General features: G+C 70.0%; 13 protein-coding genes. 8 read left to right on the top strand and 5 right to left on the bottom strand.

The window, feature by feature from the left end:
- Positions 1-12: 12 nt before the first annotated feature.
- Genes CRO12_RS16665 through CRO12_RS16640 form a run of 6 tightly spaced genes read left to right on the top strand, consistent with a single transcriptional unit; the run spans position 13 to position 7,846 of the window.
- Entirely contained in the window at positions 13-2,724 is a 2,712-nt protein-coding gene (locus CRO12_RS16665; protein WP_179641066.1) for a TonB-dependent receptor domain-containing protein, read from the top strand.
- A gap of 8 nt (positions 2,725-2,732) precedes the next feature.
- Positions 2,733-4,544, top strand: coding sequence for a CocE/NonD family hydrolase (locus CRO12_RS16660; protein ID WP_179641065.1), 1,812 nt, complete (start codon positions 2,733-2,735; stop codon positions 4,542-4,544).
- Positions 4,541-5,041, top strand: coding sequence for a TRAP transporter small permease (locus CRO12_RS16655; protein ID WP_097065021.1), 501 nt, complete (start codon positions 4,541-4,543; stop codon positions 5,039-5,041). Before CRO12_RS16660 ends, CRO12_RS16655 begins: the two co-directional genes overlap by 4 nt.
- Complete coding sequence (locus CRO12_RS16650; RefSeq protein ID WP_097065020.1) at positions 5,038-6,339, top strand: TRAP transporter large permease; 1,302 nt, start codon at positions 5,038-5,040, stop codon at positions 6,337-6,339. The genes CRO12_RS16655 and CRO12_RS16650 overlap by 4 nt, the downstream gene beginning before the upstream one ends.
- The gene (locus CRO12_RS16645; RefSeq protein WP_097065019.1) at positions 6,336-7,376 is read left to right on the top strand and encodes a type 2 periplasmic-binding domain-containing protein; all 1,041 of its coding nucleotides are present in this window, start codon (positions 6,336-6,338) and stop codon (positions 7,374-7,376) included. Before CRO12_RS16650 ends, CRO12_RS16645 begins: the two co-directional genes overlap by 4 nt.
- Positions 7,373-7,846 (top strand): MarR family winged helix-turn-helix transcriptional regulator, encoded by a 474-nt coding sequence (locus CRO12_RS16640; protein ID WP_179641064.1) that lies wholly within the window; start codon positions 7,373-7,375, stop codon positions 7,844-7,846. The genes CRO12_RS16645 and CRO12_RS16640 overlap by 4 nt, the downstream gene beginning before the upstream one ends.
- 10 nt (positions 7,847-7,856) lie before the next feature.
- Here the strand turns inward: CRO12_RS16640 and purU are convergent, their stop codons facing one another.
- Both purU and CRO12_RS16630 read right to left on the bottom strand, forming a co-directional pair.
- Entirely contained in the window at positions 7,857-8,717 is an 861-nt protein-coding gene (purU, locus tag CRO12_RS16635; protein WP_097065018.1) for a formyltetrahydrofolate deformylase, read from the bottom strand.
- Positions 8,710-9,606 carry a methylenetetrahydrofolate reductase gene (locus CRO12_RS16630; protein WP_097065017.1) on the bottom strand — a complete coding sequence of 299 codons (897 nt, stop codon included), beginning with the start codon at positions 9,604-9,606 and terminating at the stop codon, positions 8,710-8,712. The genes purU and CRO12_RS16630 overlap by 8 nt, the downstream gene beginning before the upstream one ends.
- Positions 9,607-9,761: 155 nt before the next feature.
- Between CRO12_RS16630 and desA the strand changes: the two genes are divergently transcribed.
- Positions 9,762-11,159, top strand: a complete 1,398-nt coding sequence (gene desA, locus CRO12_RS16625) for a syringate O-demethylase (protein ID WP_097065016.1) — start codon at positions 9,762-9,764, stop codon at positions 11,157-11,159.
- 21 nt (positions 11,160-11,180) lie between these two features.
- Here the strand turns inward: desA and CRO12_RS16620 are convergent, their stop codons facing one another.
- Complete coding sequence (locus tag CRO12_RS16620; RefSeq protein ID WP_245858565.1) at positions 11,181-12,536, bottom strand: MmgE/PrpD family protein; 1,356 nt, start codon at positions 12,534-12,536, stop codon at positions 11,181-11,183.
- 81 nt (positions 12,537-12,617) lie between these two features.
- On the opposite strand from CRO12_RS16620, the gene CRO12_RS16615 reads away from it, so the two are divergent.
- Positions 12,618-13,877, top strand: a complete 1,260-nt coding sequence (locus tag CRO12_RS16615) for an alpha/beta fold hydrolase (protein WP_097065014.1) — start codon at positions 12,618-12,620, stop codon at positions 13,875-13,877.
- Positions 13,878-13,883: 6 nt separating this feature from the next.
- Here the strand turns inward: CRO12_RS16615 and CRO12_RS16610 are convergent, their stop codons facing one another.
- A complete protein-coding gene (locus tag CRO12_RS16610) occupies positions 13,884-14,846 on the bottom strand; it encodes a poly(ethylene terephthalate) hydrolase family protein (RefSeq protein ID WP_144033624.1) in 963 nt (320 codons plus the stop codon).
- Positions 14,847-14,908: 62 nt separating this feature from the next.
- Entirely contained in the window at positions 14,909-15,904 is a 996-nt protein-coding gene (locus CRO12_RS16605) for a LacI family DNA-binding transcriptional regulator (RefSeq protein WP_097065013.1), read from the bottom strand.
- Positions 15,905-15,953: the final 49 nt, after the last annotated feature.

The following is a 15,953-nucleotide window of genomic DNA, read 5'->3' as shown; positions in this document are numbered from 1 at the left end:
GGGAGAGGGTCGATGGCTCCGATGAAGGCACTGCTGGCGGGAACGGCAATCGTGATGGCGCTGCCTGCCACGGCGCAGACGGTCGCTCCCCGGCAGGCGGACGTGCCGACGCCGCAGGTCGAAGCGGTCCCCGAGCCCGAGCAGGAAGCCGCACAGGCGAGCGAGGAACAGGCCGCCGACATCGTCGTGACCGGCAGTCGCATCCGCGGCGCGGCCCCGGTCGGCTCCAGCGTGATCGCGGTAGGGCGAGAGGACTTCACCGCCACCGCCGCCGTGTCGACCGCTGAACTGTTCCGCGATGTGCCGCAGGCGATCAACATCGGCGTGAACGAAACGAACCGTGGTGCGCAGGGCGGCGCCGGCAACATTACCTATGTCAACTCGGTGAACCTGCGCGGGATCGGGCCCAACGCGACCCTGACGCTGCTGAACGGGCACCGCCTGCCCGGCAGCGGCACCGGCGGGGCCTATCAGGACACTTCCATCGTGCCGCTGCTCGCGCTGCAGCGGGTGGAGATCGTCGCCGACGGCGCGTCCGCAATCTATGGGTCCGACGCGGTCGCCGGCGTGGTCAACCTCATCATGCGCCGAGACCTGGACGGCGTGGAGGCGAGCGCGCGCGCCGGCGTCGCCGACAACTACAACACCCGCCAGCTCGGGCTCGCGGTCGGCAAGCGCTGGAGCACCGGGCAGATCATGCTCGCCTTCGAGCACAGCTACCACAGCGCGCTCTCCGGGCTCGATCGCGACTATATCGTCGCCGACCAGCGCCCGTTCGGCGGCCCCGACTTCCGGGTCATCACCTGCAACCCCGGCACGATCGTCGCGGGCGGGGTCAACTACGCGATCCCCGTGGGCGGCGTGACCCAGGCGACCGCCGGACGGCTGGTCGCCGGCACCACCAACCGCTGCGACCTCGGCCGGTTCAGCGATGTGATCCCGCAGATCGAGAAGAACGGCGCGGTCGCGACCTTCTCGCAGGAAATCCTGCCCGGCGTCCGCATCACCGGTGACGGCTTCTGGTACAAGCGCGATTTCGTCCGCAACATCCAGTCCACCGCGCAGGCGCTGACGGTCCCCAGCACCAACGCCTTCTTCGTCCGCCCGGCCGGCAGCACCGCCAACACGCAGAACGTGCAGTATTTCTTCGGACCCGAGCTCGGCAACAGCCTGCCCTATGACGGCGGATCGGAGAGCTACCAGGGCACCGTCGCGCTTCAGGTCGACATCGCCGCCGGCTGGAAGGGCGAGGTCAGCGGATCGTTCGGGTACAACAAGGACGAGGCGTTCAACTACGGCGTCAACGCGCCCGCGCTGACCGCCGCGCTCGCCAGCAGCAATCCCGCGACCGCGTTCAACCCCTACGGCGGCGGCAATTCCCAAGCCGTCATCGACGCGATCGGCAATTTCACTGCGCTCGCCGCCATCGGTCGGACCAAGCAGACCCAGGTGCAGGCCAAGCTCGACGGGCCGCTGATCGGTCTGCCCGGCGGCGACGTGCGGCTGGCACTCGGTGGCGAGTACAACCGCATCATCGTCCACAACGGCACCTACACCGGCCCGAACGGCAGGCTGACGGGCACCATATTCGATCTCGGCCGCTCGTTCACGTCCGGCTACGCCGAGCTGCTGGTCCCGATCTTCGGTGCCGCGAACGCCCGGCCGGGATTGCAGCGGCTGGAGGTGAACGTCGCCGGCCGGCTCGATTCGTACAGCGACGTCGGCGACACCTGGAACCCCAAGGTCGGGGTCAGCTACGCGCCGGTCCGGGGTGTCACCTTCCGCGGCACCTACGGCACGTCCTTCCGCGCGCCCGGGCTCGGATCGCTGGTGTCGACCAATCCGTCGCTGACCGTCCAGAACTTCGCCGACCCGACCTCGCCGACCGGCTTCACGCAGGGCTATGCGTGGAGCGAGGGCAATCTCGGCCTGTCGCCGGAAACCGCGACGACCTGGACGGCCGGCGTCGATCTCGCGCCTCGCGGCGGGCTCGAGGGGTTCGATGCCAACATCACCTACTTCAACGTGAAGTATGAGGGGCAGATTTCCTCACTGCTCGGTGACCTGAGCGTCCTCCAGCGCTCGGCGCTGTTCAGCGACTTCATCATTCGCAATCCTTCCGCCGCCTTCGTGCAGGATCTCACCTCGCGCCTGCCGATCCGCGGCGTGCCGCTCGCCAACCCGGCGGTGATCGTCGATGCGCGGCCAGCCAATCTCGGCATCACGGAAACGGACGGCATCGACTTCGTCGCGCGCTACCGGGTGCCGGTCGGCGCCGGCGCGATCCAGCTCGGGCTGAACGGCATCTACTACTTCAAGTTCGATGTCGCGCAGACGCCGAGTGCGCCGATCCTCGACCGGCTCGACTTCGTCAATTACCCTGTCGAGTACCGGCTGCGCGGCAATGTCGGGTGGGAGAGCGGCGGCTTCCGCGCGACGAGCTACATCAATCACATCCCGTCCTATCGGAACGACACGGTCAATCCCGTGCAGCGCATCGACAGCTGGACGACGGTCGACCTTGACCTCAGCTACACCTTCGGCGACCTCGATCATCCGTTCCTGAAGGGCGCGACGCTGAACCTAAACGCCACCAACCTGTTCGACCGCGATCCGCCCTACGCCGCGCTCGCGCCGAGCCCGAACCAGTCGGGCGGCTTCGACGTGCAACAGCACAATCCGCTCGGCCGCCTGATCACCGCCGGCATGTCGCTGAAGTTCTGATGCTGCGCATGGCCGCCGTCGCTGCGCTGCTGCTCGCCACCACGGCGGCGGCGGCGCAGGACACGCGTCCGGGCGTCTACCCGGGCGCGCGCGAAACCCACGGCGGTTTCGTGCGAACCAGCGAGTTGGTTCCGGTCCGCGACGGCGTTCGCCTGGCGGTCACCGTCTACCGCCCGACGCGGGGCGGGCGAGTGACGAACGAGCGGCTGCCGGTGCTCTTCTCCTTCACGCCCTACCTCTCGCGCCGCATTGACGCGGACGGGACGGTTGTCGGCACGCTGGAGGCGAAGTCGCCGCGTGGCCGCCCGTTCGCGGAGCTGACCCGCTACGGCTACGTCATCGCGGTTGCCGACGTCCGCGGCAAGGGCAGCTCGTTCGGCGTCCGCGCCGGCTACGCCGACCAGCATGAGGGCGAGGACGGCCACGACCTGGTCGAGTGGCTTGCCGCGCAGCCCTATGCCAACGGCAAGGTCGGCATGTTCGGCTGCTCCTACGTCGGCGGGACACAGTGGGCGACGGCGCGCAACACGCCGCCGCATCTCCGCGCGATCTTTCCGCAGGCGGCGCAGTTCGACAGCTATCGCAATGTCCGGCGCGGCGGCCTGTCGGGACAGTTCAACACACGGCCGCAGGGGCCCGAAGAGGACCTGCCGACCGCGCCGGTCGACGCCGACCGTGACGGTTCCCTGCGAGAGGCCGCACTCGCGCAGCATGCTCGCAACGGGCAGATGATGGACCTGGTCGGGGAACTCGCGTTTCGCGACGACCGGACGCGGGCCGACGACATCCAGTACTGGCCGCTGTCCTCTCCCTATCCGAAGATCGACGCCATGCGCCGTGCTGGGATCGCCGTGTACAGCTGGGGCAACTGGATGGACGAGCCCGCCGACCAGGCGCTGATCGGGTATGAGAACATGCGCGGCGCGGCCCCCGCCAGGCTGATCATGGGACCGGGCGGACACTGCGACGTCGACACGATCGACAGCTTCGCCGAGCACCTGCGCTGGTTCGACCACGTGCTGAAGGGGGTCGACAACGGCATCGATCGCGAGCCGCCGATCTGGTTCAAGACGATCGGCCTGCCGGAGGCGAGCGCGTGGCGCTTCGCGAGCAAGTTGCCGCTCAGCGACACGCCTGCGACGCGCTACTATCTGGCGGCCGCAGCCCGCCTGAGCGATCGCCGGCCCCGCGCGGCGCGCGATGCCTATCAGGTGACCTACGCGGTCGGCTGCACGCCACCGGCCTGGGCGATGCCGGGCCGCGCCGTCAGCACGCCGCCAAAGCCGGGTGCCTTGCCCGAGCCGGGCTTCTGGCCGTGCGTCAATCCGGCGGTTGCGAAGGGCTATGTGACCGCGCCAATGACGCAGGCCATGTGGCTGTCGGGGTTCGGGATCGTCAATCTGACGCTGTCGAGCGACAGTCGTGACGTCCCGGTCTTCGGCTACCTGGAGGATGTCGCGGCGGACGGATCGGCGACGCTGATCACGCACGGCCGGCTGCTCGCATCGCACCGCAAGTTGGGGGAGGCGCCCTACCCCAATCTGGGCCTGCCCTGGCACAGCAACGCGCGCGTTGACGCCGCGCCGCTTGCGCCTGGCGAAGTGGCGACCCTGCGCTTCGAACTCAGCCCGACCTCGCGGATCATCGCGGCCGGGCACAGCCTGCGCTTCTCGATTACCGGCGCCGACCAGCGTCAGCGCAACCTCGCGCAGCTGAAGCAGGATCCGCCGCCGCGCATCGACCTGAGGCTCGGGGGCGCGGACGCCTCCTACATCGACCTGACGCTCGCGCCGGCAAGCGTGCTGGCGGCCCGGCGGTGAGCCTGCCGCCGCCCGACGATTTCGGCGAGGAGCGGGCGCCCCAGCCGCTGCCGACCGGGCTGACCGGCGTCGCCGTCGCGCTCGGATCGGTCGCGCTGCTGGTCGCGATGGCGACCGATGCACTGGCGGTGCTCGGCCGCCACTTCGGCTTTCCGCTGCTCGGCGCGCTCGAGCTGGTCCAGGCGTCGGTCAGCGTGGCGGGCGCCTGCGCGATCGTCTGCGCGAGTGCGGCGGGCGCGCACGCGGTAATCCACGCCGTGCTCGACCGCGTCTCGCCCGCCTCGCGCGCCGTGCTGGCGCCGGCGGGGCAGCTGCTGGGTGCAGCCTTCTTCCTGGTCCTGGCGGTCGGCTGCGGCTGGATCGCCTGGGATCTGCGGGCGGCGGCGGAGGCGACCGACCTGCTCGGCATCCCGCTCGCGCCGCTGCGCCTGTTCGCGACGTTCGCGCTGATCTTCACGGCCACGCTTTTCGTGCGCACTGCGGCTCGCCGCGCATGACGCCGGAGCTGATCGGGGCGCTCTCGATCGCGGTGCTGCTGGCGCTGCTCGCGCTCGGCGTGCCGATCGCCGCGGTGTTGGGACTCGTCGGCTTCACCGGCCTCGCGCTGCTCACCTCGATCGAGGCTGCGACGATCAAGGCGGGCGTGGTCGGGTGGGAGACCATCTCCCGCTACGAACTGGGCGTACTGCCGCTGTTCCTGCTGATGGCGCACCTGTGCTTCACCGCGGGCGCCAGCCGCGACTTCTTCGATGCCGCTGCCAAGCTGCTCGGTCACCGCCGCGGCGGGCTTGCCACCGCCTCGATCGCGGGCTGCGCAGGATTTGGCGCGATCAGCGGATCAAGCCTCGCGACCGCCGCCACCGTCGGCCTGGTTGCGCTGCCGGAAATGCGCAAGCGCGGCTATGCGCCGTCGCTTTCGACCGGATCGATCGCAGCGGGCGGCACGCTTGGCTCGCTGATCCCCCCATCGGGCGCGCTGATCGTCTACGGCATGATCGCCGAGCAGCCGATCTCCAAGCTGTTCGCCGCCGCGCTAGTCCCGGTCGCAACCCAGGCGCTGCTGTACATCGCCGTCATCATCCTGCTGTGCCGCCGCAATCCCGCGCTCGGGCCGGTCAGCGAGCGGGTGCCGTGGCGGGAGCGCTTCGCCTCGCTCGGGCGGATCGCCGACATCGCGGTCCTGATCGTGCTGGTGATCGGCGGCCTCACTGTCGGCTGGTTCACCCCGACCGAGGCCGCGTCGATCGGCAGCGTCCTGGCGATGCTGCTGTGCGCCAGGCGCGGCAAGCTGACGATCCCGGCGCTGCGCCGCGCGCTCGCCGAGACGCTGCGGACCGCGGGCGTCATCTACGCGATCATCATCGGCGCGATCGTGTTCAGCGTGTTCCTGGGCGCAACCGGCCTCGCCTCCCACCTGACCGCGCTCGTCATCGACGCGAACCTGGATGCGAAGGCGGCGGCGGCGGTGATCGTGGTCGTGCTGCTGCTGCTCGGCTCGGTGCTCGACGGCATGGCGCTGATGCTGCTCACCGTGCCGATCTTCCTGCCGATGATGGTGGGGCTCGGCATGAGCCCGATCTGGTTCGGCATCTTCGTCGTCCGCACGATCGAGCTCGGGCTCGTCCACCCGCCGCTCGGCATGAACGTCTACATCATTCAGGGCATTGCCAAGGACGTGCCGCTCGGCACCATCTTCCGCGGCGTGCTGCCGTTCCTGGCCGCTGACATGCTCCACATCGCGCTTCTGATCCTCGTGCCCGCCACCGCGCTGTGGCTGCCCGGCGTGCTGGCGTGAGGCGGCTGCTCGCCGCGCTGCTGCTGCTCGCCGGGTGCAGCGAGGCGCCAGCGCCGGACGCGCCAACCGTGCTGCGCTACGCCACGCCCTACACGGCCGGGCATCCACTGAGCCGCGCCGACCAGCAGTGGATCGCGCATGTCGAGCGCATCTCGGGCGGGCGGCTGCGCATCCAGCCGTCGTGGGCAGGCGGGCTGATCTCCTCCGAGCACAACCTGGTGGAGCTGCGCCACGGCGTGGTCGATGTCGCGACCATCAGCCCAATCTACACGCGCGGCGGCACCCATGCGATCCGCCTCCAAGCCGGTTTCTACGGCGGCGAGCAGTCGATCGACGATCAGGTGGCGGTGTACCGCTGCCTCCAGGCATCATTCCCGAGGCTGGGACAGGAGCTCGCCGGACTGGTGCCGATGGAGGTGCAGGGCGGCAACGTGCTCGGCATCGTCACGCGTACCCGCCCGGTCCGCCGGCTGGAGGATCTGCGCGGATTGCGTCTGCGCGTGCCGGGCGAGTTGGTGCCGCTGCTCCGCCGCCTGGGCGCCGACCCGCTCGACATGCCGATGGCCGACGTCTACCCGGCAATGGCGAAGGGCGTCATCGACGGCGTGGTCGCCCCCGCCGACACGCTGAAGGCGCTCCACTTCGCGGAGGTCGCGCGCTTCTACAACCAGCTCCGGATCGCGCGCGGCGCCTATCCGGCCCGTGCGATCTCGGAAGACAGCCTTCGTCGCTTGCCCCCCGACCTCGAGCGCCTATTGCTGGACAGCAGGATCGTCTGGGAGCGTGCGGTGGCGAGCGAGTTCAAGCAGGCCGAGCAGGTCGGGATCGATTATGCGCGCGGGCTCGGCATGACCTTTGTTCAGCCCGATCCGGTGGCGCAGCAGCGGCTCGACGCGCTCTACCTGGCCGAAGCGGCACAGGCCGCGGCGAACGCCGACCACGGCCTGCCCGGGCAAGCGATGCTTCGGGTGGCGCAGGACACGCTCCGGCGCTTGCGGAGCGGATCGCGTCCGCCCTGCGCAGGCCCCGCGCTGTGAGCGCCAAGGCCGAGCCCGAGCCGCTGCTGCCCGAGGACGAGCAGCCCGGGCTCGGTCGGCTCAACAACTTCGTCGGCTTCCGCCTGCGCCGGATCCAGAACCACTTGTCGCGGCAGTTCTCCGATGCGGCAGCGCAGTACCGGCTCCGCTCGGGCGCGCTCAGCGCGCTTGCGATCATCGAGGACAACCCGGGCATCTCGCAGGCCGATATCGGCCGCCAGATCGGGATGGACTCGTCCGCGGTCGTCGCGCTGATCGACGAGCTGGAGGAGCGCGGCTGGATCGCGCGCCGCCATGTGCCGAGCGATCGGCGGCGGCGGGCGATCTACCTGGAGCCCGCGGGCCGTGAAACGCTCGACGAGCTGTTCCGCATCCTCGACCGGACCGAGCATGCCGTGCTGCGTGCGCTCTCCTCCTCCGAACTGCTGCTGCTCAACCGCACGCTGGACCGGATCTACGACCAGATCTGAGCCGCGCGGCTCAGTCGCGGAAGACGACCGTCCGCACGCCGTTCGCGAACACCCGCTCGTCCAGGTGCAGCCGCACCGCCTCCGCCAGCACCCGCCGCTCGATGTCGCGGCCCTTGCGGACCAGGTCGTCCGGCGTGTCGGCATGGCTGATCGTTTCCACGTCCTGGTGGATGATCGGGCCCTCGTCCAGGTCGGCGGTGACGTAGTGGGCGGTCGCCCCGATCATCTTGACGCCGCGGGTGTGCGCCTGGTGGTACGGCTTGGCGCCCTTGAAGCCGGGCAGGAAGCTGTGGTGAATGTTGATGCAGCGCCCCGAGAGGAAGCCGGCGAGGTCGTCCGACAGGATCTGCATGTAGCGGGCGAGCACGACCAGCTCGGCCCCGCTCTCCTCCACCAGCCGCTTGATCTGCGCTTCCTGGCGCGGCTTGGTGTCGCGGGTGACCGGCAGGTAGTGGTACGGCACGTCGCCGATCAGCGAGGTGTGGAGCACGTCGCGCGGGTGGTTGGAGGCGATTCCCACCACCTCCATCGGCAGCTCACCCAGCCGCTGGCGGTAGAGCAGGTCGCCCAGGCAATGGTCCCACTTCGACACCATCAGCAGCACGCGCTTGCGCTCGCCGCTGCGCCGCAGCGACCAGTCCATGTCGGCCTGCGCGGCGACCGGCGCGAAGGCCGCGCGGAGCTGGTCCAGCGCGGCGTCGGGACCGGGCGTGAACGCGACCCGCATGAAGAAGCGGTCGACCGACCAGTCGTCATACTGGCGGGCGTCGATGATGTTGCAGCCGCGCTCCGCCAGGAACCCGGCGACGCTCGCGACCAGCCCCGGCCGGTCCGGGCATTGCAGCCGCAGGATAAAGCTCTCGTCACTCACCGGTCATCCTCCCCATCACCGATCCGTGCGCATTGTCATAGTCGTTGATCCAGGCAACCGTCTTCTCGATCCCTCCAAAGGGGTAGAAGTGCAGCCGGACGGCGCCATGTTCCGCGCGTAGCCCGGCCGCGAGCGTATCGACGAGCCGGTCGGGACCCGCCGAGCCGAGCAGCGCGCCGAGCGAGATGCCGTATTTGGAGAGCACCGCCGCCGACGCGCCGACCCCGCAGCGTGCGGCGAAACGCAGCAGCGTCCTGATCCCGGCCGGTCCCGGCACGCCAAGTCGGACGGGCGCATCGATGCCGCGCGCCCGCAGTGCCGCGACCCAGTCCAGCACGCGCTCACCGTCAAAGGCAAATTGTGTGACGATCAGCGGTGCCATGCCGCGGCGCTCGATCGCGGCGCACTTGCCCTCCAGCACGGCCCAGCCCTGGTCCGGCGTCATGTTCGGGTGCCCTTCCGGATGCCCGCCGATGCCGATCGCGGTGATCCCGTTCGCCTCGAACGCGCCGCTCTCGATCAGCGCGGAGCTGTCGCTGTAAGGGCCTTCGGGCTCGGCCGGGTCGCCGGCGATGACGAAGCAGCGCTGCACGCCCGCTTCGGCGACCGCGGCCGCCAGGTAGTCGCGGAACTCGCGCTCCGATCGGATCCGCCGGGCGGAGAAATGCGGCATCGGCTCGAACCCGAGCGCGCGCACGGTGCGTGCTGCGGCGACCCGCGCCGCCGCATCCTCGCCGGGCAGGAAGGTCACGGCGACCGGCGTGACCGGCGCGATCGCCGGGGCGGCGGCGCGCAGCGAGTCGATGTCCTTGGCGGTCATCTCCAGCGAGTAGCCGTCGACCATGTTGATCGGGGCGCGTGCCCAGTTCGGGTGAATGATCGGGATCATGGCGCCTCTCTCCTCGCCCATTTTGTCGCAGCCTAGGACTGATTAGAAGATTCGTATAGACGAAACTTCAAGCATGTGATTGGGTGCGAGCAGAAGAGGCGCCGCTTGCGCGTTCGCGCGATGCCCGTCGCCCTCATCGGAGAAGGATCGAGACAATGACCGAGACGCTGCAGCAGCTCCTGGACAGCAAGGGCGACATCGTCGACTTCCTGCGCAACCAGCAGACCGGCCCCAACGCCTACCCGGGCGTGCCGGGCGAGTATTCGAATTGGCGGGATGAGCAGCGCTCCTGGGCGGAAAGCGCGGTGCTGTTCAATCAGAGCTTCCACATGGTCGACCTGCTGGTCACCGGGCCGGGCGCGTTCGACATGCTGTCGTATCTCGCGCCGAACAGCTTCAAGGGCTTCGTGCCGAACCGTGCCAAGCAGTTCGCGCCGGTGACGCCGGAGGGCTATGTCATCGGCGACGTGATCCTGTTCTACCTGGCCGAGGAGACGTTCGAGCTGGTCGGGCGCGCGCCGTCGATCGAGTGGGTCGAGTATTGGGCGTCGACCGGCAAGTGGGACGTCAAGGTCGAGCGTGACGAGCGCACCGCCGCGCGCCCGCTCGATCAACAGGGCACCCGACGCAACTACCGCTTCCAGCTTCAGGGCCCGAACGCGATGCAGGTGCTGGAGCGGGCGATGGGTGAGACGCCGCCGGATCTGAAGTTCTTCCACATGGCGCCGATCACCTTCGCGGGCGTCGAGGTGCGGGCACTGCGCCACGGCATGTCCGGCCAGCCGGGTTACGAGCTGTTCGGGCCGTGGAAGGACTATGACACGGTCCGCAATGCGCTGATCGAGGCGGGCAGGGACTTCGGCCTGACGCTCTGCGGCGGCCGTACCTACAGCTCCAATGCGCTTGAATCGGGCTGGATCCCGTCGCCGCTGCCCGCGACCTACACGGGGGAGGGGAGCCGCGCCTTCCGCGAGTGGCTGCCGGCCAAGTCGTACGAGGGGACCTGCTCGATCGGCGGCAGCTTCGTCGGCGACAGCATCGAGGATTACTACCTGACGCCCTGGGATCTCGGCTACGGCATCATGGTCAAGTTCGACCATGATTTCGTCGGGCGCGAGGCGCTGGAGCGGATCAAGGACCAGCCGCACCGCCGCAAGGTGACGCTCGCGCTCGACAACGAGGATGTCGCGCGCGTGATCAGCTCGATGCTCCAGACCGGCGACAAGGCCAAGTTCCTGGAGTTTCCGATGTCGGTCTATGCGATGCACCCCTATGACGCGGTGCTGAAGGACGGGAGGACGGTCGGTATCTCGACCTGGATCGGCTACACCGTCAACGCCGGGCGCTTCCTGGCGCTTGCAATGATCGACGAGTCGCTTGCCGAGCCGGGGACGGAGGTCACGCTGCTGTGGGGCGAGCCAAACGGCGGCACCGCCAAGCCGACGGTCGAGCGCCACGTCCAGACCGAGATCAAGGCGACCGTCGCGCCGGTGCCCTATTCAGAGGTCGCGCGCGATACCTATGCCGACGGGTGGCGCACCAAGGCGGCGTGATCGCTGATCCGGGAGTGCCGATCAGAGCGGCAGGATCGGCGCTCCCGGACCGAGGGCTAGAAGGTGGTCGGCGAGGGCACGCGCGCGCTCGGCCGTGATCGGCTCGGCGGCCCGGCCGCAGCAATCGACGAACTTGGCGACCAGGCTGTCGTTCGGCATCGGGCGATCGGGATGGCCGGCGGCCTGCGGCACGGCGTGGTGAAGGCGGCGGCCGTCACTCGTCACGATCGTCACGCTGCCGCTCGCCGCTTCCGCGCGGCCCCATGTCGGATTGCGCACCGGCTGCACCTTGGCGGCGATGGCGAGGACGGCGGAGTCGGTAAGCGCCGCCGCGTCGAAGCTGTCGAGTGTCACCGAGCCATAAACCAGCGCCGCGGCGATCGTGAACGGGATCGAGAACTTGGCCTCGATTGCGCTCGCCGGCGCCGCCTTTGCCGCGGGCGGGTTGACCAGCATCTCCTGCACGGGCCCGATCTCCGCCTCGATCCCGACGATCCGGTCGGCTGCCGTCTGCGAGCGGAGCGCGAGCGCGGCCTCAATATAGGCGTGGGTGCCGCGACACGCCGGCCAGGGCTTGAAGCTCACCTCGTCTCCGAGGAAGCGGGTCCCTAGCCGGTCGAGCAGAACCTCCGCGCGCACGCCGCCGCCATGAAGCGCGAAGAAGCCGCCGCGCCCTTCGAGCGGCGCGGCAAAGGCGCGGACGCCCCGTCCCGCCAGCAGCGCCCCGCTGACCGCCGCCCGTGCGGCGAACGCCTCCCGCACCCCGCGCAGGCGGGTGGCGGCGTCGTGCTTTATCTCGGCGGGGAAGCTCGCCTGGCAGAGCGCGAGGCCGATCGCCTGGACGATCCCGCCGGCATCCAGTCCGAGCAGCTTGGCCGAGGCCGCCGCTGCCCCGATCAGCCCGGCGAAGGGCGGCGGGTACCAGCCGCCTTCCTCGAACGGTCGCGCGGGGGCGAGCGATATGCGGCAGGCGAGATCGCTGCCGAGCGCCATGGCGGCGAGGAACCGAGCGCCGTCGATCGTCGGGTCGGCATCGGCGATCGCCAGCAGGGCAGGGACCAGCGCGGCATTTGGATGCGCGGGTCCGACATCGAAGGTGTCGCCGAAGTCGAGCGCGTGGCCGAGCGCGCCGTTCGCGAAGGCCGCCGCCGCCATCGGTACCCGCATTGGGGTAGCGAGCACCCGGGCCTCCGCGGTGCCGCCCTCCGCGATCACCTGCGCCCGGAATGGCGCCGCATCCGGTGCAAGCCCGCTCGCCGCGAGCATCACTCCCGTGGCGTCGAGGAGTGCCCGGCGCGTGGCATCGATGGTGTGGTCGTTCAGATCATCGAAGCCGATCGCCGCGACATGATCGGCAAGGTGGCGGCTCAGCGGCACTGCTGTTGTATCTACCAACATAATCTGCAAACGCTTTCATTCGGAGGAAGCGAAGGCAAGCGAAAAGCGGAGGAGAGCGCGATGAAGCGGTGGTTGGTGCCCGTCGTCAGCATGGCCGTGTTGGTATCCCCGACCGCCGCCCAGTCCCCTGCCGATCCCGCGCAGTTGCTGCCGGGCGGTGCGCGTTGGGCGAGCGAGCGTCCGGCGAACTGGAACGGCACCTTGCTGCTGTGGAGCCGCGGCTACTCGCCGACCGTTGGCAAGCCGGAGACGGCACCAGCGGCGCTACGGGAGGCGCTGCTCGCCCGCGGGTATGCGATCGCAGGGTCCGATTACGGCAGTGGTGGCTGGGCGCTGGAGGAGGCCGTTCCCGCCCAGCGCGCGACCATTGCCGCCTTCGCCGCGCGCCACGGCAAACCGAAGCGGGTGATCGCCTGGGGCTATTCGATGGGCGGACTGGTGACCACCGCACTCGCCGAGCAGCGCCCGGCGGCGATCGACGGCGCGGTGGCGCTCTGCGCCTCGATCGGCGGCGCGGTCGGGATGATGAACATGGCGCTTGACGGGGCCACCGCCTTCCGCACGCTGGTCGCGCCCGACGCCGGCATCCGCGTCGTCGACATCGACGACGACATGGCGAACGGCAAGAAGGTGGAGGCTGCCGTCGCCGACGCTGCCGCGACACCGGCCGGTCGCGCCCGCATCGCGCTCGCCGGTGTGCTGGCGGGGATTCCCGGGTGGACCAGTCGCGACCGCGCGGAGCCGGCACCGACCGACTATGCCGCGCAGGCCGACGAGATCGCCCGCAGCTTCTCGCGCGGCGTTTTCCTGCCGCGCCTGGACCAGGAGCGGCGGGCCGGGGGCGTCTTCTCCTGGACGACAGGTGTCGACTACCGCCGCCAGCTCGACCAGTCCGGCCGGCGGGCGATGGTTGCGGCGCTCTACCGGGCGGCCGGGCTCGATCTGGACGCGGACCTCAAGCGCCTGCAGGCCGCGCCGCCCATCGCCGCCAAGCCGGCAGCGGTCCGCTACATGATGCAGCATTATACGCCCAACGCGCGGGCCGCCGTGCCGCTGATCGCCGTGCAGGCGATCGGCGACGGCCTGACCGCACCCGCCCTCCAGCGCGGCTATGCCGAGGCGGCGGGCGCGCGGGTGCAGAGCCTCTGGGTGCGCCAGGCCGGGCACTGCACCTTCACGCCCGATACGGTGCTCGCCAGCATCCGCTACCTGGAGGCGCGGCTCGACAGCGGGCGCTGGCCGGGGCGCCCGGCCGGCTTCGTCGCGCACACGCCGTCCCCCATGCTGCGGCCCTGCGTACGCGGGGTGCGGTGCAAGTAGGTCGGCTCAGCTGATTCCCTTGCGTTCCACCGTCCATTTGGGATCGGTGCAGACACCGCAGTTCGGCCCGGTGAAGGTCCGCGCCGCTGCCTTGTCGCCGCGCAGCTGCCATTCGAACCACTTGGCGGAGACCTGCGCCACGGCACCGCCGCCGGGCTCGCGGAAGGTGCCGCCGTGCCCGACGTTGAGGTTGAGGAGCATGGCCGGCACGTGCGCGATCTTGCGGAAGTCGTCGGTCCCGTTCGGGTAGGCGACGTCGCTTGATCCGCCGAGCACGTAGAGCACCGGCGTGTGGAACTTCGTCAAGGCGGACTTGTCGATCGTCATGCCGCGAATGGGGTTGCTGCCGTCGGCGAAGACGCCGCTGTTGTGAACAATCACGGCGCGGATCCGCGGGTCAGCCGCTGCCTGGATCGCTTGCAATCCGCCGCAGCTGTGCCCGGCGACCCCGACCAGCGCCGGATCGATCCGTCCGAAGTAGCGGCTACCCCGCCGCTTGTTCTCGGCCAGCGCCCAGTCGAGCCCGGCCAGCACGTCGGCGGTGGTGGTCTGCACGAATAGCCCCTGCTTCTCGGGCTGGGGCGGCGGCGCGCCCGGGCCGCTCAGGATCGTGCCCGGCGCAATCACGACATAACCGTGACTGGCGAGCTCGCCTAGGTGCTGGCGCGCGCTCGCCCCGTCCTCACGGCAGCCGCCGTTACCCCAGACGATCATGCCCAGCTTGCGGCTGGCTGGGATGGTGGCGGGCCGATAGACGACGTGGTTCGCAAGCGTCGGATCGACTTCCTTGATCGCTTTGAAGGGGCCGGAGCCGGCCGCGTCGGGGAGCTTGTCCGCCGCCGCGCGCTGCGCCGCCTCGCGCGCGGCGAGCGCGGGATCGACGGGAGCGGGGCCGCGCGGCGGCTGCTGCTGCGCGCTCGCCAGCGTGGCGATGCCGGTCAGCAGGGTGAAGGTCAGCGAACGGCGCATCGGCTCTCTCCAGCTTTGTTATGGCGCAAAGCTAGCCGGATCGCTGCCGGGTGCAAGCCCTTTCACGCACTCTCGCGCGCGATGATCCGGAAGCCGACGTCGATCCGGGTCTCCACCCGTTCGCCCGCGGCCCGGGCGCGGAGCACCCGGATCACCTCGCGCGCGATCCGGCCGCCATCGACGTCGACGGTGGTGATCGTCGGGCGCATGTCGCCCGCGAGCCGCAGGTTGCCGAACCCCGTCACGGCGACCTGATCCGGCACGCGGATGCCCGCCGCCTGCGCTTCCACGATCAGCCCCTGCGCGATCCAGTCGGACCCGCACACGACCACGTCCGGCCGCTCGGGCAGGTCGGCGAGCGCGCGGAAGCTGAAGCGGCCCTGGCCGAAGTGGCTGGGTACGTTGACGTCGAGCCGCGTCGGCGCCTCGCCGCCGTCGCGCACCCAACGCTCGGTGAAGCCGGACGCGCGCCGTTCCGACCGGGTGGAGCGCGGCACCACCAGGTGCGGCCGGCGATAGCCGCGCCCGCGCAGGAACCGCGCCATCTCCTCACCCGCCTGCCGGTGCGAGAAGCCGATCGACACGTCGATCGGATCATCGGGCAGTCCCCAGGTCTCGATGACCGTGGTGCCTTGCGAGCGCAGCCGGGCGCGGGCATCCGGATCGCTGACGATCCCGGTCAGGATGATCGCGTCGACCCTGCGGCCGAGTGCGACGCTGATCTCCCGATCGAGCCGGCGATTGTCGGCGCCGGTCAGCGCCAGCACCACGCTGTTCCCGTCGGCGGCGAGCTCGTCGATCATCGCCTCGACCGTGTCGTTGAAGATCGACTGCGCGATGTCGGGCACCAGCGCCGCGATCAGGCGCGAGCGGTTGGTGGCGAGCGCCCCGGCGGTCATGTTTGGCACATAGCCGGTCGCGGCGATCGCCTCGCGGATGCGCTCGGCGGTCGCGTCCTTCACCACATCGGGGGTGTTCAGGAAGCGCGAGACGGTCGCGGCCGACACGCCCGCGCGGGCGGCAACGTCGTCCAGGCGCGGCGTGCGGGCGATGGTCATGCTTTACCCTACTCACAAGACGAAGGTTGCCGCAAAGAACAATCTTGCA

Source organism: Sphingomonas guangdongensis (assembly GCF_900199185.1).
GTDB classification, from domain to species: Bacteria; Pseudomonadota; Alphaproteobacteria; order Sphingomonadales; family Sphingomonadaceae; genus Sphingomonas; species Sphingomonas guangdongensis.
Note: the sequence above shows the minus strand (reverse complement) of the source record. Positions and strands in the feature narration are given on the sequence as shown.

What these genes read in the sequence shown, in the direction of transcription:
- desA (WP_097065016.1), top strand. Translation starts at nt 9,762, where the DNA reads ATGACCGAGACGCTGCAGCAGCTCCTGGACAGCAAGGGCGACATCGTC.
- CRO12_RS16665 (WP_179641066.1), top strand. Translation starts at nt 13, where the DNA reads ATGGCTCCGATGAAGGCACTGCTGGCGGGAACGGCAATCGTGATGGCG.
- CRO12_RS16630 (WP_097065017.1), bottom strand. Translation starts at nt 9,606, where the DNA reads ATGATCCCGATCATTCACCCGAACTGGGCACGCGCCCCGATCAACATG.
- CRO12_RS16605 (WP_097065013.1), bottom strand. Translation starts at nt 15,904, where the DNA reads ATGACCATCGCCCGCACGCCGCGCCTGGACGACGTTGCCGCCCGCGCG.
- CRO12_RS16660 (WP_179641065.1), top strand. Translation starts at nt 2,733, where the DNA reads ATGGCCGCCGTCGCTGCGCTGCTGCTCGCCACCACGGCGGCGGCGGCG.
- CRO12_RS16615 (WP_097065014.1), top strand. Translation starts at nt 12,618, where the DNA reads ATGAAGCGGTGGTTGGTGCCCGTCGTCAGCATGGCCGTGTTGGTATCC.
- CRO12_RS16650 (WP_097065020.1), top strand. Translation starts at nt 5,038, where the DNA reads ATGACGCCGGAGCTGATCGGGGCGCTCTCGATCGCGGTGCTGCTGGCG.
- CRO12_RS16610 (WP_144033624.1), bottom strand. Translation starts at nt 14,846, where the DNA reads ATGCGCCGTTCGCTGACCTTCACCCTGCTGACCGGCATCGCCACGCTG.